The organism is Nocardia noduli (genome assembly GCF_019038455.1).
Lineage (GTDB): Bacteria > Actinomycetota > Actinomycetes > Mycobacteriales > Mycobacteriaceae > Nocardia > Nocardia noduli.
This window is the reverse complement of record NZ_JAFMPL010000020.1, coordinates 79079-98506: the sequence shown is the minus strand read 5'-3', so window position 1 is coordinate 98506 and position 19428 is coordinate 79079. Positions and strand designations below refer to the sequence as shown.

17 protein-coding genes and 1 tRNA gene are annotated in these 19428 nt (G+C 66.9%); 12 read left to right on the top strand and 6 right to left on the bottom strand.

From position 1 onward, the window contains the following. Together JZ792_RS14740 and JZ792_RS14735 are read left to right on the top strand one after the other, a co-directional pair. A partial coding sequence (locus tag JZ792_RS14740; protein WP_216911010.1) for an N-acyl-D-amino-acid deacylase family protein occupies window positions 1-1621 on the top strand: 1621 nt, incomplete at its 5' end. Further along, window positions 1618-2223: a TetR/AcrR family transcriptional regulator gene (locus JZ792_RS14735; RefSeq protein WP_216911009.1), complete on the top strand. Its 606-nt coding sequence runs from the start codon at window positions 1618-1620 to the stop codon at window positions 2221-2223. The genes JZ792_RS14740 and JZ792_RS14735, both read left to right, overlap by 4 nt. Window positions 2224-2240: 17 nt before the next feature. Here the strand turns inward: JZ792_RS14735 and JZ792_RS14730 are convergent. The 3 genes from JZ792_RS14730 to JZ792_RS14720 form a co-directional block, all read right to left on the bottom strand. Then, window positions 2241-2325, bottom strand: a tRNA-Ser gene (locus JZ792_RS14730). Window positions 2326-2408: 83 nt separating this feature from the next. Further along, window positions 2409-2900 carry a MarR family winged helix-turn-helix transcriptional regulator gene (locus tag JZ792_RS14725; protein WP_308165300.1) on the bottom strand — a complete coding sequence of 164 codons (492 nt, stop codon included), beginning with the start codon at window positions 2898-2900 and terminating at the stop codon, window positions 2409-2411. Window positions 2901-2943: 43 nt separating this feature from the next. Then, complete coding sequence (locus tag JZ792_RS14720; RefSeq protein WP_308165299.1) at window positions 2944-4119, bottom strand: alpha-hydroxy-acid oxidizing protein; 1176 nt, start codon at window positions 4117-4119, stop codon at window positions 2944-2946. A 271-nt stretch (window positions 4120-4390) separates the two neighbouring features. On the opposite strand from JZ792_RS14720, the gene JZ792_RS14715 reads away from it, so the two are divergent. After that, window positions 4391-5392, top strand: coding sequence for an NAD(P)H-quinone oxidoreductase (locus JZ792_RS14715; RefSeq protein ID WP_216911008.1), 1002 nt, complete (start codon window positions 4391-4393; stop codon window positions 5390-5392). A 113-nt stretch (window positions 5393-5505) separates the two neighbouring features. Here JZ792_RS14715 and JZ792_RS14710 read toward each other — a convergent pair whose 3' ends face one another. Beyond that, the gene (locus JZ792_RS14710; RefSeq protein WP_109522824.1) at window positions 5506-6708 is read right to left on the bottom strand and encodes a cysteine desulfurase-like protein; all 1203 of its coding nucleotides are present in this window, start codon (window positions 6706-6708) and stop codon (window positions 5506-5508) included. Between the two features lie 294 nt (window positions 6709-7002). On the opposite strand from JZ792_RS14710, the gene JZ792_RS14705 reads away from it, so the two are divergent. The 7 genes from JZ792_RS14705 to JZ792_RS14675 all read left to right on the top strand — a co-directional run bounded on the left by JZ792_RS14705 (window position 7003) and on the right by JZ792_RS14675 (window position 13931). Then, window positions 7003-7605 carry a bacterial proteasome activator family protein gene (locus JZ792_RS14705; protein WP_216911007.1) on the top strand — a complete coding sequence of 201 codons (603 nt, stop codon included), beginning with the start codon at window positions 7003-7005 and terminating at the stop codon, window positions 7603-7605. Window positions 7606-7878: 273 nt separating this feature from the next. Continuing rightward, window positions 7879-8727 carry a galactan export ABC transporter permease subunit Wzm/RfbD gene (gene wzm / locus JZ792_RS14700; RefSeq protein WP_438804333.1) on the top strand — a complete coding sequence of 283 codons (849 nt, stop codon included), beginning with the start codon at window positions 7879-7881 and terminating at the stop codon, window positions 8725-8727. Window positions 8728-8739: 12 nt separating this feature from the next. Further along, a complete protein-coding gene (gene wzt, locus JZ792_RS14695; RefSeq protein ID WP_216911006.1) occupies window positions 8740-9615 on the top strand; it encodes a galactan export ABC transporter ATP-binding subunit Wzt/RfbE in 876 nt (291 codons plus the stop codon). After that, window positions 9612-10658, top strand: coding sequence for a galactofuranosyltransferase GlfT1 (gene glfT1 / locus JZ792_RS14690; protein ID WP_254189829.1), 1047 nt, complete (start codon window positions 9612-9614; stop codon window positions 10656-10658). Before wzt ends, glfT1 begins: the two co-directional genes overlap by 4 nt. A 239-nt stretch (window positions 10659-10897) precedes the next feature. Continuing rightward, window positions 10898-11941, top strand: a complete 1044-nt coding sequence (gene rsgA / locus JZ792_RS14685; protein WP_216911005.1) for a ribosome small subunit-dependent GTPase A — start codon at window positions 10898-10900, stop codon at window positions 11939-11941. Window positions 11942-11996: 55 nt separating this feature from the next. After that, a complete protein-coding gene (locus JZ792_RS42015; RefSeq protein WP_254189828.1) occupies window positions 11997-12899 on the top strand; it encodes a hypothetical protein in 903 nt (300 codons plus the stop codon). A gap of 180 nt (window positions 12900-13079) precedes the next feature. Next, window positions 13080-13931, top strand: a complete 852-nt coding sequence (locus JZ792_RS14675) for an SDR family oxidoreductase (protein WP_216911004.1) — start codon at window positions 13080-13082, stop codon at window positions 13929-13931. A 48-nt stretch (window positions 13932-13979) separates the two neighbouring features. Here JZ792_RS14675 and JZ792_RS14670 read toward each other — a convergent pair whose 3' ends face one another. Together JZ792_RS14670 and JZ792_RS14665 are read right to left on the bottom strand one after the other, a co-directional pair. Next, window positions 13980-15875: a glycosyltransferase gene (locus JZ792_RS14670; RefSeq protein WP_216911003.1), complete on the bottom strand. Its 1896-nt coding sequence runs from the start codon at window positions 15873-15875 to the stop codon at window positions 13980-13982. A 171-nt stretch (window positions 15876-16046) separates the two neighbouring features. Beyond that, entirely contained in the window at window positions 16047-16628 is a 582-nt protein-coding gene (locus JZ792_RS14665) for a GtrA family protein (RefSeq protein ID WP_308165298.1), read from the bottom strand. Window positions 16629-16758: 130 nt separating this feature from the next. Between JZ792_RS14665 and JZ792_RS14660 the strand changes: the two genes are divergently transcribed. Next, entirely contained in the window at window positions 16759-17751 is a 993-nt protein-coding gene (locus JZ792_RS14660) for a glycosyltransferase (protein WP_216911002.1), read from the top strand. After that, window positions 17748-19403: a DUF2142 domain-containing protein gene (locus JZ792_RS14655; protein ID WP_216911001.1), complete on the top strand. Its 1656-nt coding sequence runs from the start codon at window positions 17748-17750 to the stop codon at window positions 19401-19403. The genes JZ792_RS14660 and JZ792_RS14655 overlap by 4 nt, the downstream gene beginning before the upstream one ends. The last annotated feature ends 25 nt before the right edge of the window (window positions 19404-19428 follow it).

Sequence of the window (19428 nt, the reverse complement as noted above, 5' to 3'; positions counted from 1 at the left end):
GGACGGGTGCGGGGAGGTGGTCGACGCGAGCGGTAAGTGGGTGCTGCCGGGGATGGTCGATATCCATACGCATTACGACATCGAGGTGCTGCGGGGGCCCGCGCTGGCGGAATCGGTGCGCCACGGGGTGACCACGGTGCTGCTCGGGTCGTGTTCACTGTCGACCGTGCACGTCGACGCGACGACGGCGGGCGATATCTTCGGACGGGTCGAGGCGATTCCGCGGCGGCACGTGATCGAGGCGATCAGCGAGAAGAAGACGTGGAATTCGGCGCGCGAGTATGTCGCGGCGCTGGAGGAACTTCCGCTGGGGCCCAATGTCGCGGCGTTCATCGGCCACTCCGATATCCGGGGCGCGGAAATGGGACTCGACCGGGCCACCCGAGGCGATATTCGCCCGACCGCGGCCGAAATGGCTTCGATGGAGGCCGCGCTCACCGAGGCGCTCGACGCGGGATTCGTCGGAATGTCGGCTCAGCAATTGCGATTCGACAAACTCGACGGTGATCTCTGCCGGTCGCGCACCCTGCCGTCCACCTATGCGAAAGCGCGGGAACGGCGGCGGCTCAACGCGATTCTGCGGCGTCGGCGTCGTGTGTTGCAGGCCGGTCCGGATATCACCTCGCCGCGCAGCATCATCGCGATGACCTCGAGCACGCTCGGGATCGGACGGCGGCGGCTCAAGACGAGCCTGCTCTCGGCCGCCGACCTGAAGGCCAATCCGTTCCTGGTCTATCTCATGGGTGCGATATCGCGGGTCCTCAACGGGCTCGGCGGGGATTTCCGCTGGCAGCATCTGCCGGTGCCGTTCGAGGTGTATGCCGACGGTATCGACCTGGTGATCTTCGAGGAGTTCGGTTCCGGCGCGGCGGCACTGCACCTGTCGGATCAGGTCGAGCGCAATGCCCTGATGCGGAACGAGAAGTACCGGCGCGAATTCAGGAAGCAGTACGACTCGAAATTCGGTATGCGGGTGTGGCATCGCGATTTCTTCGATGCCGAGATCGTGGACTGCCCGGACGACACCGTCGTCGGCAAGACCTTCGGCCAGGTCGGACAGGATCGCGGCGGCTTGCATCCGGTCGACGCGTTCCTCGACCTCGTCGTCGAATACGGGACGAAACTGCGCTGGCGGACAACGATTTCCAATCATCGCCCGGAATTCCTGGCCAAACTCGGCGCCGATCCCGGTGTGCAACTCGGATTCTCCGACGCGGGCGCGCACCTGCGCAATATGGCGTTCTACAACTTCGGGTTGCGTTTCCTGCGCCGCGTCCACGACGCGGAGCGGGCCGGGTGCCCGTTCATGACCATCGAACAGGCCGTGCACCGTCTCACGGGCGAACTCGGCGACTGGTACGACATCGACGCGGGGCGTCTGCGCGAAGGCGATCGGGCCGATATCGTCATCATCGATCCGGCCCACCTGGACGAATCACTGGACTCCTACGCGGAGTGCCCGGTCCCCCAGTTCGATAATCTGCCCCGCATGGTCAATCGCAACGACGACACCGTGACCGCCGTATTCATCGGCGGCCAACGGGTATTCGGCGACGGAGAACCGACGGCGGCTCTCGGCGACACGAAAATCGGGCGGTTCCTGCGGGCCGGCGCGAAGTGACGGCGCCGCCGCGCCGGACACAAGCCGAACGCAAAGGCGCGACCATCGCGAAACTGGTCGACGCGACCATCGAGGCGATAGAAGAGGTCGGCTATCACCGGGCCTCGATCGGCGAGATCTGCACGCGAGCGGGTGTGTCAAAAGGCGGGCTGTTCCGGCATTTCGATTCCCGGCTCGATGTGGTCGTCGCCGCGGCGCAAGAGGTCGGGCGACGGCATATGGCCAACTTTCGTGACCTGACCACCACCGAGGACCGGCTACCGCCGATCGACCTCGTCCGCTACGCGCGCGCGGCGATCCGGCACGAGACGAATGTCGTCTGGTTCGAATTGCTCGTCGCGGCACGGACCGAACCCGAACTCCGCGAGCGGCTGCATCCGGTGGCGCGGGCACTGATCGACGATGTCGAACAGGCCGCGATCGACGCGCTCGACCCGGAGGTGCCCCCGGATCTCACCCGCCTGGTCGCGACCTCGCTGATCCACATGTTCGACGGCGAGTCGATCTTCCGGCACACCTATCCGCGTCCGGATCTCGAGGAGGAGAGGCTGGAGAACGCGGCGCGGCTGGTCGAAGTGCTCAGCCGACAGGCGGTGACCTGAGAAGACCGATGAATGTGCGGAGACGGAGGGATTTGAACCCCCGGTCGCTCTCGCGACGCTCGCTTTCAAGGCGAGTGCATTCGGCCGCTCTGCCACGTCTCCCTGCGGGTCGGCGCGTGGACGACCCGTGCGGCGACTCTACCTTGCGGGGTGGGGGCACGCCCAATGAGATATGGGCGGTGTTGTCAGTCGCCGCGGCGGGCGATGGCGGCGTCGATGCGGGCGAAGACGTCGGCGATGACCTCGAGTTGATCGGGGGTGAGCAGGTCGATGAAATCGCGGCGGACGGCTTCGACGTGGCGGGGGGCGGCGGCCTCGAGGCAGCGCATGCCCTCTTCGGTGAGTTCGGCGATGACGCCGCGGCCGTCGTCCTCGCAGGTGTTGCGGCGGACCAGGTGCTGGTCCTCCATTCTGCGGATCTGGTGGGTCAGCCTGCTGCGGGAGGACAGGACGCCGTCGGCGAGTTCGCTCATCCGGAGGCGGTTGTCGGGGGCCTCCGACAGCAGCACCAGGATGCGGTATTCGGGGAGACTGAGGTCGCTATCGGTCTGCAACTGCCGGTTCAACGCCGCGTTCATCCGCTGATTACCGTCGATGTAGGCCCGCCATGCCCGTTGCTGCGCCGGGTCGAGCCACCGGGGCTCGGCAGGTGCGCGACGGTTCGGTTCGAGATCCACACTTCCATTCTAATGCCGTTGAACAGCACAAACACTTTTCGATTCAGCGGGAGGTGACGATCAGGGAGCGGCTCAGTTCGGCGGGGGTCGCGCAGCCGGACAGCCCGAGCGCGGAATCGAAATCGGCGAGCAGCATCCGGAGCGCGTGCCGCACGCCATCGCGGCCCGCCAGGCCGAGACCGTACACCCACGGGCGGCCGTACAGCACCGCTTTGGCACCCAGTGCCAGGGCGATCAGCATTTCCGAGCCGGTGCGGACGCCGGAGTCGAACAGGACGTCCGCGCGATCGCCGATGGTGGCGATCACCGCGGGCAGGGCATCCAGTGCCGCGACCGAACCGTCGACCTGGCGGCCGCCGTGATTGCTGACGACGATCGCGTCGGCCCCCGCGTCGACCAGTTGCCTGGCGTCGTCGGGGTGCATGACACCTTTCACCGCGATCGGCAGATCGGTCCATTCCCGCAGGTGGGCGAGGTCGGACGGGCGCAGGTCGTGGTTGCCGAACAGGCCGCGCCAGGCGAGGACGGCGGCCCGCATCGCTTCGGGGCTCTCGTGCGGGGGCGCGGCGAGGCGGTCGAGGAATACCGGGTCGGACAGGTAGTTGGCGATCCCCTTACCGTGTAGGAAGGGCAGGTGCGCGACCTCGAGATCGCGGGGCCGCCAGCCGAGGGTCGGGGTGTCGACGGTCACCACGATCGCGGAGGCCCCGGCACGCTCGGCGCGCTCGACGAAGGATCGCGCCAACTCGTCGTCGGAGGGCCAGTACAGCTGATACCACCAGGCGCCCGCGGCCGCGCCGACCTCCTCGATCGGCGTGGACGCCGCGGTGGAGAGAACGGTGCCGATTCCGAGTTCTCGCGTCACCTCCGCCACGATCACCTCGCCGCCCTCGTGCATCAATTCGAGCACCCCGATCGGCGCGGTGAGCACCGGGGCGGCCAGTCGCGTGCCGAGTACTTCCACCGACAGATCACGCGCATCGGGTCCGGTCGTGCCGCGCAACATTCGCGGCAGGATGCGATGGCGGTCGAATGCCGCGCGATTGGCCGCGGCGGTCCGCTCGGACGACGCGCCGCCCGCGACATAGGCGAAAGCGGACCGCTCCAGTTCACGCTCCGCACGTTCCTCCAAACCCGCTGCCGTCATCGGCAATTCGGGTACGTCACCTACCGATCCGCCCTGGTAGATCTCGTTTTGGAAGTCGACGAAATTACTCACGCCGGGAACGGTAGCGCCTCCGGCTCATCCGCGCGGCCCGGCGGGCAAATCGAAATCCAGGGATTACATACCGGGCTCGGCGCTGTGCGAATTCGGCAATATTCGCACCGGCAATGCGGACGGGTTCGCGTGCGGCGGACGGGTACCCTTTTGCACGCAAGAATCGATGTCGCCGGTGACCGGGTGACTCGCCCCGGAATCGACCGGCGGCGGCCCGGCGGGACACGGCCGAGACACTCACGTGCGACACGAGTCGCGGAGAGGCGGAGCAGTGCGCGCTATCAAGCTGAACGGTTTCGGCGGCCCCGAGGTCATGACATGGGGCGAGGCGCCGGATCCGAGGCCGGGGCACGCGGAGGTGCTCATCGACGTCGTGGCGGCGGGCGTCAATCGGGCCGACCTCCTGCAACGGCAGGGCTACTACTCGCCGCCGCCGGGATCCAGCGAGATCATGGGCCTGGAATGTTCGGGCGTCATCGCGGAAGTCGGCGAGGGCGTGCGGGATTGGCAGGTCGGTGACCGGGTCTGCGCGCTGATGTCCGGTGGCGGTTACGCCGAACGCGTCGTGGTGCCCGCCGCCCAGTTGCTGCCGGTGCCGCAGGATTTCGATCTGGGCGCGGCGGCCGGACTACCCGAGGTGGCCGCGACGGTCTGGTCGAATCTGGTGATGACGGCGGGTCTGCGAGCCGGGCAGCTGGTACTGATCCACGGCGGCGGCAGCGGCATCGGCACCCACGCGATCCAGGTGGCGGTCCAGCGAGGCGCGCGGGTGGCGGTCACGGCCGGTTCGCCCGAGAAATTGCAGCGCTGCAAGGAACTCGGTGCGACGGTGCTGATCAACTACCGCGACGACGATTTCGTCGCCGCCGTACGCCGCGAGACTTCGGGAGCGGGCGGCCCCGGCGCGGACATCATCCTCGACAATATGGGTGCGGCCTATCTCGCGCGCAATGTCGAGGCGCTGGCCGCGCACGGGCATCTGGTGATCATCGGTATGCAGGGCGGTGTCACCGCGGAACTCAATCTCGGTGCGTTGCTGGCGAAATGGGGCACGGTGCACGCGACGAACGTGCGCGGCAGGCCCGCGTCGGGTCCGCACAGCAAGGCCGAGATCATCGCCGAGGTGCGCGCACAGCTGTGGCCGCTGGTCACCGACGGCGCCATCGTGCCGGTCATCCACGCGGAACTGCCGATCGCCGAGGCCGCGGACGCGCATCGATTACTCGAATCGTCCGACGCGTTCGGAAAGGTCACGCTGCGGGTGCGGGACTGAGGACCACCGCGAGCGATGTCCGCGCGGCCGTGTCGGTTCGCGGACAGCGCGCCGAGCGCGGTTCTACTCGCGGGCGGTGCCTATCGCGGGCGGTGCCTACTCGAGAGAGGTGCTTACTCGAGAGCGGCGAGCGCCCGGCCGAGCTGGTCGATCTCGAATTTGGTCGTGTACGGGGCCAGGCCGACGGTCACCGCGCCGCCCTCGTCGTTGACGCCGAGCGCGTCGAGCAGGCGGCTGCCGCCGTGCACGCCGCTGAGCGTGCCGATACGGGCGTCGGCGAGTTTGGCCGCGACCTTCTCGGCCTGCATGCCGGACAGGGTGAAACTGACCGTCGGGATGCGGGTGGAGGCGCGGCCGATCACCGTCAGATTCGGGATCTTGTCCAGGGTGTCCATCAGATGCTCGAACAGCTGATCGTGATAGTCCTGTAGCGAGGTGATGGAGATCTCGAGTCGCTCGCGGCGGGTACCCGAGGCACGCTCGTCCAGGCCCGCCAGGAATTCGATGGACGTCGTCAGCCCGGCGAGCAGGGCGTACTGGTGCCCGCCGACCTCGAGCCGTTCGGCGCCTTTCGCGTAGGGGTTCAACGACATCGACGGGATGCGGTCGAGGAAGGCCGGATCGCGGAAGACCAGCGCGCCGATCTGCGGGCCGCCCCACGCGGGTGCGCTCAGCGCGACGACGTCGGCGTTGAGTTCATCGATATCGATCAGCGCGTACGGCGCGGCGCCGAACGCGTCGGCGACAAGCAGGCCGCCCACCTCGTGCACGCGGTCCGCCGCCACCCGCACGGCGGGGGCCGATCCGACGATCGGGGAGGCGGCGGTGAGGGCGACCAGCCGCGCCGTCGGCCCGATCAGCTCCTCGAACTGCCACGACGGCATCTCGCAGGTCTCGATCTCGACTTCGGCCCAGCGCACGTGGGCGCCGTAGCGGTTGGCTATCCGCAACCACGGCGCGACATTCGCCTCGTCGTCCAAACGGGACAGCACGATGCCCGTGCCGAGCCCGAGCCGGGAGCTCAGCGACTCCGCGAGCCAGGCCAGCAACACCGCCCGATCGGGACCGAGGACAACGCCCGCGGGATCACCGCCGACCAGATCGGCGACGGCCTCGCGGGCCGCGTCCAGGATCGCGGCACTGCGCACGGCGGCGCCGTTGCGCCCGATGTGAGAGAACGACGACGTACGGAAACCCGTTGACACGGCACGGGATACCGAATCCGGAACCAGCATGCCTGCCTGCGGATCCAGATGGATCCAGCCGTCGCCCAGGGACGGTATCAGGCCCCGAACCCTCGCGACGTCGTAAGTCATGCTGGCCACTCTAAGGGCAGTGGGCAAGCCCATGTAACAGTGTTCCCCCCGAGGTTCCCCCCGACCGGCGCGGACGAGTGCGATCGCCCCCGGTTACGCGGCGGCGTGACAGGGCGCGGCGAACTGGGACTCAGCATGGCAACCGACTTTCGACAAATCCGAACCATACGACGACCCGAACAGTTTAGGACGCTACCGGCCCGCGCAGACACCGACCGGCGAACAGCTCGGTCGGCTCGGTGTGCCCGACTCCCGCCTTAGCGCGATCGACCCGGATTCGACATGATGGAGATCATGACGCACTCGGATGAGTCACCCGATTCCATCGTCGTGGTCGGTCCCGACGGACAGCACCTCGTCATACCGGCCGACGCGGGTACACCGCTGACCGGTCAGGTGGTGTCCGGAACCGGGAAGAAATCCGACGATCAGGACGATCGCGACGACGCGGGCGAATCGCTGGCCGACATGGTGGAGCAGCCCGCGAAGGTGATGCGCATCGGCACCATGATCAAGCAGCTGCTGGAGGAGGTGCGCGCGGCTCCGCTCGACGACGCCAGCCGCACCCGCCTGCGCGAGATCCACCGATCGTCGGTCCGCGAGCTGGAACAGGGCCTCGCCCCCGAACTCCGTGACGAACTCGAGCGGCTGACCCTGCCGTTCACCGACGAGGCGATTCCCTCCGACGCCGAACTGCGGATCGCCCAGGCCCAGCTGGTCGGCTGGCTGGAGGGCCTGTTCCACGGCATCCAGACGGCGCTGTTCGCCCAGCAGATGGCGGCGCGGGCGCAGCTGGAGCAGATGCGCCAGGGCGCGCTGCCGCCGGGGTTGCAGACGGCGGATCCGCGCGGCGGGCGACCGGACCATGTCACCGGCGGCTCCGGTCAGTACTTGTAGTGCTCGAACGGCCCGGGGGGTCGCGAAATCCGGCGCGATCGTATATGCACCAGCGGGTCCGCACGGGATTCGGGACAGGTAGTGTCGTGCACCGTGCCCGCCGCTGCCGCTCGACCCGACTCCGATGTGAGTACGGTGCGTCCTGAAGAGAGCCAAGTGCGTTCAGATGACAGCTCGGTGGAATCTGCTGGAGCAGAGGACACCCGTGGATCGGAAGAAGAGAATTCGGTGACCACCGAGGACTCGACTACCGCCGACGATGCCGGCGCTCCGGTGATCGGCGTCCCGACCGAGCCGCTGGTCTCGGACTCGCAGACCTTCCGGCGTGCCTTCAAGGATTTCCGCGACGGCCTCACCCAGCGCGAGCTATGGCTGTCGCTGGGCTGGCAGGACATCAAACAGCGTTACCGTCGCTCGGTGCTCGGCCCGTTCTGGATCACCATCGCGACGGGCCTACAGGCGGCGGCCATGGGTGTGTTGTACGCGACGCTGCTGGATCAGCCGTTGCGCGAATACCTGCCCTACGTGACCGTCGGTCTCATCGTCTGGAACGTGATCTCGGCCAGCATCCTCGAGGGTTCGGAAGTCTTCATCGCCAACGAGGGCCTGATCAAACAGCTTCCGTCGGCGCTGAGCGTGCACGTCTACCGACTGGTATGGCGGCAGGTGCTGTTCTTCGCCCACAATATGGTCATCTACCTGGTGCTTCTCGTCGCGTTCAGCGTGTGGAAGAACCTGGGCTGGTCGAGCCTGCTCGCGCTGCCCGCGATGGTGCTGCTGTTCCTGAACGCGATGTGGGTGTCGATCGTCTTCGGCATCTTCAGCACCAGGTACCGCGATATCGCGCCCATCCTCAGCAGCACCACGCTGATGCTGTTCGTGCTGACACCGGTGATGTGGACGACCAAATCGCTGCAATCGCAGATGGGCGCGGGTGAGCGGGCCCGGCTGGTCGAGATCGTCCCGACCTTCCACTATCTCGAGATCGTCCGTGCGCCCCTGCTCGGCGAGCCGCAGGCGCTGCGGCACTGGGTGATCGTCGGCACGATCACCGTGGTCGGCTGGATCGTCGCGGTACTGGCGATGAAGCAGTTCCGTTCGCGCGTTCCTTACTGGGTATAAGGAGGCTCCCCGGTGACCTCTCAGGTGAGTATCGAAACCCATCAGGCATGGGTCGAATTCCCGATCTTCGACGCGAAATCGCGGTCGTTGAAGAAGGCCTTCCTCGGTAAGGCGGGCGGCGCGATCGGACGCAACCAGTCCGATGTGGTCGTCGTCGAGGCGCTGCGCGATATCAATCTCGCGCTGAAGGAAGGCGACCGGGTCGGGCTGGTCGGCCACAACGGCGCGGGTAAATCGACGCTGCTGCGGCTGCTCTCGGGGATCTACGAGCCCTCGCGCGGCAGTGCCAGAATCCGCGGGCGGGTCGCGCCGGTCTTCGATCTCGGCGTCGGCATGGACCCGGAGATCTCCGGGTACGAGAACATCATCATCCGCGGTCTTTTCCTCGGTCAGACCCGCAAGCAGATGCTGTCCAAGATCGAGGAGATCGCCGACTTCACCGAACTCGGCGAATACCTGTCGATGCCGCTGCGGACCTATTCCACCGGTATGCGGGTGCGGCTGGCGATGGGTGTGGTCACCTCGATCGATCCGGAGATCCTGCTGCTGGACGAGGGTATCGGCGCGGTCGACGCGGAATTCATGAAGAAGGCGCGGCTGCGGTTGCAGGAACTGGTCGCGCGTTCCGGCATCCTGGTGTTCGCCAGCCATTCCAATGAATTCCTCGCGCAACTCTGCGATTCCGCGATGTGGATCGACCACGGACAGATCCGGCTGCGCGGCGGTATCGAAGAGGTGGTGCGCGCCTACGAAGGACCGGAAGCGGGCAATCACGTCGCGACGGTGCTGCGCGAGCTGGGTGCTGAACGCACGCGGGAGCTGGGAGCCGAACGCCCGGCGCACGGCGAGAAATCCGACGATCGAGAACTGGAGCGCAATCCGACATGAACGAGCCGACCGGGAGCGATGTCCCGATCGATGCAGGGGTGTCGAACCCGGTCGACTCCGACGACGACTATCCACCGCTGTTGGACGTCTCGCTGGTACAGCCCGAGGCGGGAACCGGCCCCGACGCGCGGATCATCGCCGTCGTCGTCACGCACAAGCGGCGCGAACTACTCGCCGAATCGCTGAAAGTACTTGCCGCGCAGTCCCGGCCGGTGAATCACCTGATCGTGATCGACAACGGTAACGAGCCCGAGGTCGCGGAGTTGGTGCGCGACCAGCCCATCGAATCCACCTATCTCGGTTCGGCCCACAATCTCGGCGGCGCGGGCGGTTTCGCGCTCGGCATCCTGCACGCGCTCACCCAGGGCGCGGATTGGGTGTGGCTGGCCGACGACGACGGCAGGCCCGAGGGGGCCGAGGTGCTGTCGATCCTGCTGGATTGCGCGGCGAAATACGGCCTGGCCGAGGTCTCGCCGGTCGTCTGCGATATCGACGAGCCGGATCGGCTGGCCTTCCCGCTGCGCCGCGGTGTGGTGTGGCGGCGGCTGCGCTCGGAACTGGGCGAGGAGGATTTCCTACCCGGTATCGCCTCGCTGTTCAACGGCGCGCTGATCTCCGCGAAGGCGGTCGATCTGATCGGCGTTCCCGATCTGCGGCTGTTCGTGCGCGGCGACGAGGTGGAAGTGCACCGCAGGCTGGTCCGTTCCGGTCTCCCGTTCGGCACCTGCCTACAGACCGCCTACCTGCACCCCAACGGCGCGGAGGAATTCAAGCCGATCCTCGGCGGCCGGATGCACACGCAATACCCGGACGACCCGGTGAAGCGCTATTTCACCTACCGCAATCGCGGTTATCTGATGGCGCAGCCCGGTATGCGGAAGTTGTTGCCGCAGGAATGGATTCGCTTCTCCTGGTTCTTCCTGGTGACCCGGCGCGATCCGGCGGGATTGCGCGAATGGTTCCATCTGCGCTCGCTCGGACGGCACGAGCAGTTCGGCAAGCCCGACAAACAGCCACCCGATACGCAGGCCCCCGAGAAGTAGGTCGAGCCGACCGGTCACGGGATCGTCGCAGGTAGAAAATGCGTTGCGTGGGTTTCGGGGTCGTGCGAGAGTGTGTGCACCAGCGAGAGAGACGAGGAGGTGGAGTCATGAAGGTCAACGCTCGGATTGTCGTGTCCGGTCGAGCCGCGCATACGCGCGCCGCCACATGGAATTCCACCTCGAAACTTTCTCGCTGAGTCCTGCCGGGCTCGGCGCCCGCAGAAGGACTACACCTACCCATGGTCGAGAACGACCTCATTGCCTACGGCTTGAACGAAGCCATCTCCGACGAATACGAACGAATCCTCGCCGACGGATGCGTGCCCGCGCGCGTGATCCGCATGGACCGCGGCGAATGCGATGTCGCGACCTTCACCGGAATCGCCAGGGCGCGGTGTCCGCGTTCGGATTCCGAGCTCAGCGGGCTGTGCACCGGTGACTGGGTCGGCATCGACCAGCAGTTGAATGTGCGCCAGTTGCTGCCGCGGCGTTCGGCTATCGTCCGCTCCTCGGTATCAGGGAGATCCGAAGGGCATGTGCTCGCCGCCAATGTCGATACGGTGCTGATCTGTACCGCGGCGGACGGCGATGTGGATCTCAACCGGATCGAGCGAATGCTCGCCCTGGCCTGGGAGAGCAACGCGCAACCCGTCGTGGTGCTCACCAAAGCCGATGCGGCGGAATATGTTCCGCTCGACGAGGTACGGGCGGTCGCGCCGGGAGCCGTCACGCTGGCGGTGAGCGCGACGACCGGGGTCGGCCTCGACGTGCTCACCGCGACGCTGGAGGGCACCGTCGCGTTGATCGGACCGTCGGGCGCGGGTAAATCCACGCTCGCGAACGCGCTGCTCGGCGCGGAGGTGTTCGCGACCAACGCGGTGCGCGCGGGTGACAAGAAGGGCAGGCACACCACGGTGCATCGCGAACTGCGCCCGCTGCCCGGTGGCGGCACGCTCATCGACACCCCCGGACTGCGCGGCATCGGGCTCTGGGATGCCTCCGATGGCATCGAACGAACCTTCAGCGATATCGAATCCTTCGCGGACCGATGCCGATTCGGTGACTGCGCGCATCGCGGCGAACCGGGATGCGCTGTTCGCGCGGCCATCGACAGCGGGGAACTGACCGAGCGTCGGCTGGAGAGTTACCGCAAGCTCGCCAAGGAGAACGAGTGGATGCGCGCGCGCACCGACAAGCGTTTGCAGGCCGAGCGGGAACAGGTGTGGAAGGACATCACCAAACAGCAGCGCCGGAACTACCGGGACCGGAGCTCGCGCCGCTGATCGTGCGGAGCCACGGTAGATTCGGCACGCACACACGCGATCCTGGGAGAGATGGATGAGTTACCCCGGCGGAAATCCGCCTCAGGGCCAGCCGCAGCCCGGACAGTGGCCGGGCGCACCCGGTCAGCAGGCGGGTCAGCCGTACGACGCACCGCAGCCGTACGGGCAGTCGGCTCCGCAGCACCAGCAGGCGCAGCAGTATGGCCAGTCGGCTCCGCATCAGCAGGTTCCACAGCCGTATGGACAGTCGGCACCGCACCAGCAGGCGCCGCAGCAGCCCTACGGGCAGTCGGCTCCGCATCAGCAGGTTCCTCAGCCGTACGGGCAATCCGCACCACACCAGCAAGTCCCTCAGCCGTACGGGCAATCCGCACCACACCAGCAGGCACCGCAGCCCTACGGACAGTCCGCACCACACCAGCAGGTTCCACAGCCGTATGGGCAGTCGGCACAGCACCAGCGGGCGCCCTACGGGCAGCCGCAGCAGTTCGTGCAGCAGCCCGCGCCGCAATTCGGCGGTCGGCCGGGGCAATTCGGGCAACAGCAGGGGCAGCAGCAAGGTCCGCCCGCGCCGCCCGGCATCACCGTCAACACGTCCTACGCGTGGACGGGGTTCTTGTACGGGTTGCTCGTGAAGCCGAAGATCAAGATCAACGGTCAGCAGGTGCCGAACACCCGGTGGGGCGACAACCATATTCCGGTCGGTCCCGGCACCTACCACGTCTGGATCGCCACGCCGTGGCTGTTCGACATGGGCCCGGGCGAGATGCCGGTTCAGGTCGGCTCGGGGCCGGGCGCACGGGTCTACTACAAGCCCCCGGCCGTGTTCTTCTTCAAGGGCGCGATCGGGTTCGGGCCGCAGAAGACGCCGGGCATTCTGCTGGCCTGGCTTCCGCTCACGATCGTCGCGGTGCTCACAGTGTTGCTGTTCGTGCTCGCGCTGGCGGCCTCGGTCTGATTCCGACGGGCGTCGGACCTCGCAGGTCCGACGCCCGTTCTACGGTCGTCGCGCCGCGTGGCGGGCCGCCCGCAAACCCTATGCAACCAGTTGCATAGGGTCGTGGTCTACGCTTAGTGTGCAAAGCGCGGAAGGCCGCGGGCATCTGTCGACCTGCGGCACATACGACAGGAGCAGGTAATGACGGAACCGGCATCGAAGCCGCTCGCGGGCAAGACGTTGATCATGTCGGGCGGTAGCCGCGGCATCGGTCTCGAGATCGCCAAGCGCGCGGCGGCGGACGGCGCGAACATCACCCTGATCGCCAAGACCGATCAGCCGCATCCCAAGCTCCCCGGCACCATCCACACCGCGGCGGCGGAAGTGGAAGCGGCAGGCGGCCAGGTGCTGGCGTTCGTCGGCGATGTCCGTATCGATGAGTCCGTGGCCGAGGCCGTGCGTCAGACGGTCGAGCGCTTCGGCGGGATCGACCTCGTGGTCAACAATGCCTCCGCCATCGATCTGTCGCCCACCGACGCGATCTCGATGAAGAAGTACGACCTGATGCAGGACATCAACTGCCGGGGCAGCTTCCTACTCTCGAAACTCAGCATCCCGCATCTGCGGGCCTCGGCGAAGGCGGGGAACAATCCCCATATCCTCACCCTCTCGCCGCCGCTGAACCTGGACCCGAAATGGGCGGGTTCCTCGCTGGGTTACACCATCGCCAAATACGGCATGTCGCTCACCACACTCGGCCTGGCCGAGGAACTGAAGAACGACGGCATCGGCGTGAACTCGCTGTGGCCGCGCACCACCATCGCCACCGCGGCGGTCAAATTCCTGCTCGGCGGCGACGAGATGATCGCGACGTCGCGCACCCCCGATATCTACGCCGACGCGGCCTACCTGGTGCTGACCTCGCCCGCGGAGAAGACGACGGGCAATTTCTTCATCGACGACGATGTGCTCGCCGCCCACGGCATCACCGACTTGGACAAGTACCGCGTCACCCCCGGCGACGGGCCGCTGACCACCGACCTGTTCCTCTGAGAGTCCCGGTGGCCGCGCCCCTGGGCACGGCCACCGGTTCCCGCTCGATCAGTCCGCGTTGATCCCGTACAGCCGCTCCCAGTTCGAACGGCTGGTGAGTTCGGGCATGGCGGTGCGGTACTGCTCCTGGAGCGTGGGCAGTTCCTCGCGCAGGCGACGCAGCACGCGGATGGTGCGCAGCAGCAGGGCGCGGGCACGCGCCTTGTCGCGGCGGCGGATCCGGACGCCCGATTGCGAGGCGTCGGTGACGACGACATGGTCGAACAGCGAGACATGCCACCAGTAGGCGTCCTCGCGGGTGACCCCGATCAGACCGTGCTGGGTGCGACCGAACCACTGGTTGATCGCCCGCTTGACGAGCACGAGCATGGTTCGGCTCGGTTCACCGCCCGCGCGCCGGATCTGGATGTCCGCGGAGGGCACCGGCGGCGTCGCGGCCGGATGCTTGATCGTCTCGGCGTAGTCGGCACGGCTGGTGCGCGCCTCGGCCAGCGCGGCGATACCGCCGTCGCGCAGGATCTTCGGTCCCTCGAGGAAATCCTCGATGCCCTGAAGGGTGGTGTGCACGAGGCCGTACTGCATGGCGACCAACTGTTCGGCCAGATCGCGGAACAGCTTGCGGGTGATCGCCTTGCCGTCCAGATCGGTGTGCAGTGAACCGACGATGAGCGAGTTGCGGGTGCTGAAGTAGCGCGCCCAGTCGTCGTAGTCCTTCCAGTAGAAGTCGGCGTGCCAGACGGCCGCGTTGGGCAGGGTGACGGTCGGGAAACCGTGCTTCCTGGCGCGGACGCCGTATTCGACGTCGTCCCACTGGAAGAAGATCGGGACGGGCAGGCCGATCTCGGCGACGACTTCGGCCGGGATCAGGCAGGTCCACCAGGCGTTGTAACCCGCGTCGACGCGCCGCTCCTGATTCTTCTTGAGCATGCTGGTGTTGCGCAGCGCCTTGGACACCTTCTGCCCGTGTTTGAGCTCGTGCAGGTGCACCTCTTCGGCGCCGACGTTCAGGTAGTCCGGGTTGAGCAGGAACAGCATCTGCGCGCCGACCAGCATCGGTTCGACCGTGGAGTTGGCGAAGGCGTTGAGCCGCAGCACCGTCTCCGGTTCGCACAGGATGTCGTCGTCCATCAGGATGACGTCGGCGTGCTCGTTGGCCGAGGACACCTCGTAGAGCCCGCGCGTGAAGCCGCCCGCGCCGCCGAGGTTCGGCTGACGGATGTAGCGAAGTTTGTCGCCGAAGATCGGGCGGGTCTCCTGGAAACGCGGCCGGTCCTGCACCAGATCGGTGCCCTGGTCGACCACGTAGACCGCGTCGATGGCGGCGAGCACGGTCGCGTCGGAGGCCAGCGCGGCCACCGTCTCGGCGCAGTCGGCGGCCCGGTTGAAGGTGCAGATCGCGATGGCGACCGGGCGGACCCGCTCGGGCGCGACCGAGGTCCAGGTCAGCTCGGTGATGCCGAGGTCGCCGCCGAGCGCGTCGAATTCGAGCCACAGCGCGCCGCCGTCGACGTACTGGTCCAGCGGCGCGCTCAGCGTCACCGGGCCGCTCGCGGTGACCTTGGTGGTCTGGATGATCCGGCGGTGCCCGGCGATATCGGAGGCGACCAGCCGGACGTTCGCCTTGCCGACCACATCGAGCACCATGGTGGTGCGCACTTCGGTGACGGTGGTCCAGCGTTGCCAGTAGGCCGCGGCGAAGCGGCCGAAGTAGGTGTTGGTGTGCGCCGTCGCGCCCTTCTCCAAGCGCAGGGCCAGACGTTCGCGGTGTCCGCGACCTTTGACCACGGCGTACAGCTCGTCGCTGACCTTGGCCGAAGGTCCGGTGAAGATTCCGCGCTGCAAGACCAGCCGATCGGGCGCGCGGTGGTCGCCGCGCAGCGAGGCCGGCGCTGATTCGGCGCGGTCGTTCGTTTCGGTAACGGCCTGGGTAGCCGACTGCTCCATGAAGTTCCTCGAAATCCTTACTGTGCCGACGGGGCAGACACGCCCCTTGACGCCGATCGCGGCGGGGCCGAGGATATCAATCCGCGCCTTGGCCTGCCCGCCCAGCGACCGGATGATCCGGTCGGAACGGTCATGCGACGACCAACTCCGTACCCGTACACCGCGTTCACCCTATGCCTGATTCCGACCGTCCGGGGCGCGCAATGCCTCGGCCTCGTCCGATTTCTCGGATTTTCCGGTGAACACGAATTTGTCATATGCCCAATACCGGAAGACGACGGCGACGATCTGGCCGATCAGAGTTCCGGAGATGTTGTCCGACAGCGGCGAAGAAAGATCGAGAACATAGCGGGAGAAACCCAGGCAGCCCAGCTGGAGGCCGATCGCGGCCACGTTGAATACCGCGTAGAGCAGGTATTCCCGGCCCGGATTCTCGGTCTGCTTGTGGGAGAAGGTCCACCACTTGTTGCCGAAATAGGTGACGACGGTCGCGACCGCGATCGCGATGATCTTGGCCTGTAGCGGAGCGTGATGCAGAACACCCTCGCCGCCCCAGAAGACCAGCAGGTTGTAGGTGCCCGCGTCGACCAGGAATCCGATCGCTCCGACGACGAGGAACGCCGCGCCCTGGCGTAGACCCGCGATCAACCGCGACAACAGCGACGCGGGGACTCCCGCCTCCGGCGTCGGCGACGGTTCCGACGTGGACCCCGACCGGCGCGGAACCGACACGGGCTGTTCGGGGTAGGACACCGGGCGACGGTACCCCATCGGGCTCGACACACGCGGCCCGTGGCCGGAGCCCACCGGATGCGCGCCGTACCCTGTTGCCCTGTACCCTCCCGGTGTTCCCATTCACCGCCGACATCGAGGATTGACCCGGGTGGATTCCACCGAGCTTCGCATTGCCGCCGTGGTCCCGTGCCACAACGAAGAGGCTTCGGTCGCCAAGGTCGTCGCCGACCTGCAGGCCGCCGTGCCGGGAATCGTCGTTTACGTCTACGACAATCTCAGCACCGATAAAACCGCCGAGCGGGCCCGGGAAGCCGGCGCGATCGTGCGACACGAGCACACCAAGGGCAAGGGCAATGTGGTCCGCCGCGCCTTCGCCGATATCGAGGCCGATATCTATTTGATGATCGACGGCGACGACACCTACGAGGCGTCGGCCGCACCGCTGATGATCAAGACCCTGCTCGACGGTCCCTACGATCACGTGCTCGGCGTGCGTAAACAGGACGAGGCCGGAACCGCGTATCGCACCGGCCACGAAACCGGTAACCGGGTGCTCAACGGAGTGGTCGGCAAGGTATTCGGCGAGAATGTCGAAGATATGCTCAGCGGTTTCCGGGTGTTCTCCCGTCGATTCGTGAAGAGCTTTCCGGCGGTATCGCGTGAATTCGAGATCGAAACAGAACTCACGGTGCATTCACTACACCTGCGGGTGCCGCACACCGCGGTACCCGTCGGCTTCCGCGATCGTCCCGCGGGCAGTGAGTCGAAACTGCGCACCTACCACGACGGTTTCAAGATTCTGGCGCTGATCATCGGATTGGCCAGGCACGAGCGGCCGGTCGCGTTCTACGGCCTCGCCGGAACGCTGAGCTGGCTCATCTCGATCGTGCTGACCATTCCGATCGTGATCGAGTTCTACAACACCCACGAAGTGCCCCGATTCCCCACACTCTTCCTCGGTTTCACCCTGTTGCTGCTCGGCAGCCTGGCGTGGACGGCGGGCCTGATCCTCGACGGCATCCGCCGCTCGCGGCACGAGGCCGCCCGATTGGTCTACCTGCGTTATTCCGCGGTCGGCTCGGACGACGTGCGGGCGATCCGGCCTGGTGGTGACGAACCCACCGGCGGAGTCACGCGGTGACCACCTCCGCCGATCCCGCGCCGAACACCGAATCGGGCGATCCCGCCTCGGAAACGAAGCGAGCGGACTCGAACGGCAACGGCGCCGAGAGATCCGACGCGCAGGCAACGGGCACGACGAAGGCCGACACCACGAAATCCGAGGCCGTGACGGCCCCGCCGACATCGCGGATCTGTTCCGGTATCCGCCGATCCGCGCAACGCTACGGCGCACCGCTCGTCGCCCGCTTCGGCGCGGCGACCCTGGCTTTCACCCTGATCGCCGGGATCTTCGGCGCACTGTTCGCCGTGGTGACCCCGCCCTTCTGGGGACATGACGAGATCACCCAGTTCGGCCGCGCCTACCAGGTCGCGCACGGCGGCGTACTCCCCCAGCGCATCGATGACACCCGCGGTGTCGCCTACGGCGGCGACGTTCCCGTCAGCGTGACGGAACTGATGGGTTACGCGCTGCGTGACTACACCAGCAACCCCCAAGAGCCCGATCCGATGATCGAGGACCCGGCCGTCTACGACCGGTTGAAGGACGCCGCGGTCGGCGACACGGTCGAACCCGTCTGGTTCACCAATACCGCCGCCTACTCGCCGGTGCCGTATCTGCCCGCGGCCCTCGGTATCCGGGTCGCGGAGGTGACCGGTCTCGATGTCGGCGGCCTGGTGTTGCTGACCAGGCTGGCGGGCCTGCTCGCCTATCTCGCGGTGGTCGGATTCGCGCTGTGGACCCTGCGGGCGCACCGGATGCAGTGGCTGGCGTTCGCCGTCGCGGTGCTGCCCATCGCGGTGTTCCAGGCGGGCACCGTCACCGCCGACACGCTGACCAACGCGCTCGCCATCCTGGCTTCGGTGCTGCTGGTGAAGGGCCTGTTCCTCGGCGAGCGGCTGCGCGGCGCCGAAACCGCCGCGCTGCTGGCCGCGACGGTGCTGCTTCCGGTCAGCAAGCCGACCTACGTGCTGCTGGCGATGCTGATCGTCGTCGTACCCGCCGACCGGTTCGGTTTCACCGGTCCGCGCCGCTGGATTCCGTGGGGATTCGCGGCGGCGGGCGCGCTGTCGTTCGCGGTCTGGATGAAGATCGCGGCGCCGACCGGCGACGGTATGGGTCTGATGCGTCCGGAGCACCAGTGGAAATCGGTGCGCCCGGGTGATCAGTTGAGCGAAATCCTCGGTGATCTCCCGAAATTCGTCTCGACTTTCGGCGACAGCGTCGTCTACCGCGATCAGCGCTGGTTCACGCAGTTCTTCGGTGAACTCGGTTTCGCCTATATCGACGTGCCCGCCATCTCGGTGCTGGCCTGCCTACTCGCCTTCGCGGTGAGCGTCGGCATCGCCGAGCGCATGAATACCGCGACGGCGACCACGCGCCGCACGGTGATCGTCGCGCTGACGGTGGCCGCCAGCGTCGCGATGATCTACGTGACGCTGTACATGTCGTTCACACCGGTCGGGTACTACATCATCGACGGTGTGCAGGGGCGCTATTTCGTGCCGCTCGCCATCCTGGGCGTCGCCGTGCTGCTGCGGTGGATATCGTTGCGGCTCACCGATTCCGAGGGCAGGACGCCCACCTGGGGACCCGCCGTCACGGTGATCGCGGCGTCGACGGTCGCGCTGATCGCCGCGCTGGCGAAGTATCACGCCATCGTCTGGGGCTGAGCCGACGGCTCGCCCCGGCCTCGTG

What these genes read in the sequence shown, in the direction of transcription:
- JZ792_RS14710 (WP_109522824.1), bottom strand. Translation starts at nt 6,708, where the DNA reads ATGACTTACGACGTCGCGAGGGTTCGGGGCCTGATACCGTCCCTGGGC.
- JZ792_RS14705 (WP_216911007.1), top strand. Translation starts at nt 7,003, where the DNA reads ATGACGCACTCGGATGAGTCACCCGATTCCATCGTCGTGGTCGGTCCC.
- glfT1 (WP_254189829.1), top strand. Translation starts at nt 9,612, where the DNA reads ATGAACGAGCCGACCGGGAGCGATGTCCCGATCGATGCAGGGGTGTCG.
- JZ792_RS42015 (WP_254189828.1), top strand. Translation starts at nt 11,997, where the DNA reads ATGAGTTACCCCGGCGGAAATCCGCCTCAGGGCCAGCCGCAGCCCGGA.
- rsgA (WP_216911005.1), top strand. Translation starts at nt 10,898, where the DNA reads ATGGTCGAGAACGACCTCATTGCCTACGGCTTGAACGAAGCCATCTCC.
- JZ792_RS14670 (WP_216911003.1), bottom strand. Translation starts at nt 15,875, where the DNA reads ATGGAGCAGTCGGCTACCCAGGCCGTTACCGAAACGAACGACCGCGCC.
- JZ792_RS14675 (WP_216911004.1), top strand. Translation starts at nt 13,080, where the DNA reads ATGACGGAACCGGCATCGAAGCCGCTCGCGGGCAAGACGTTGATCATG.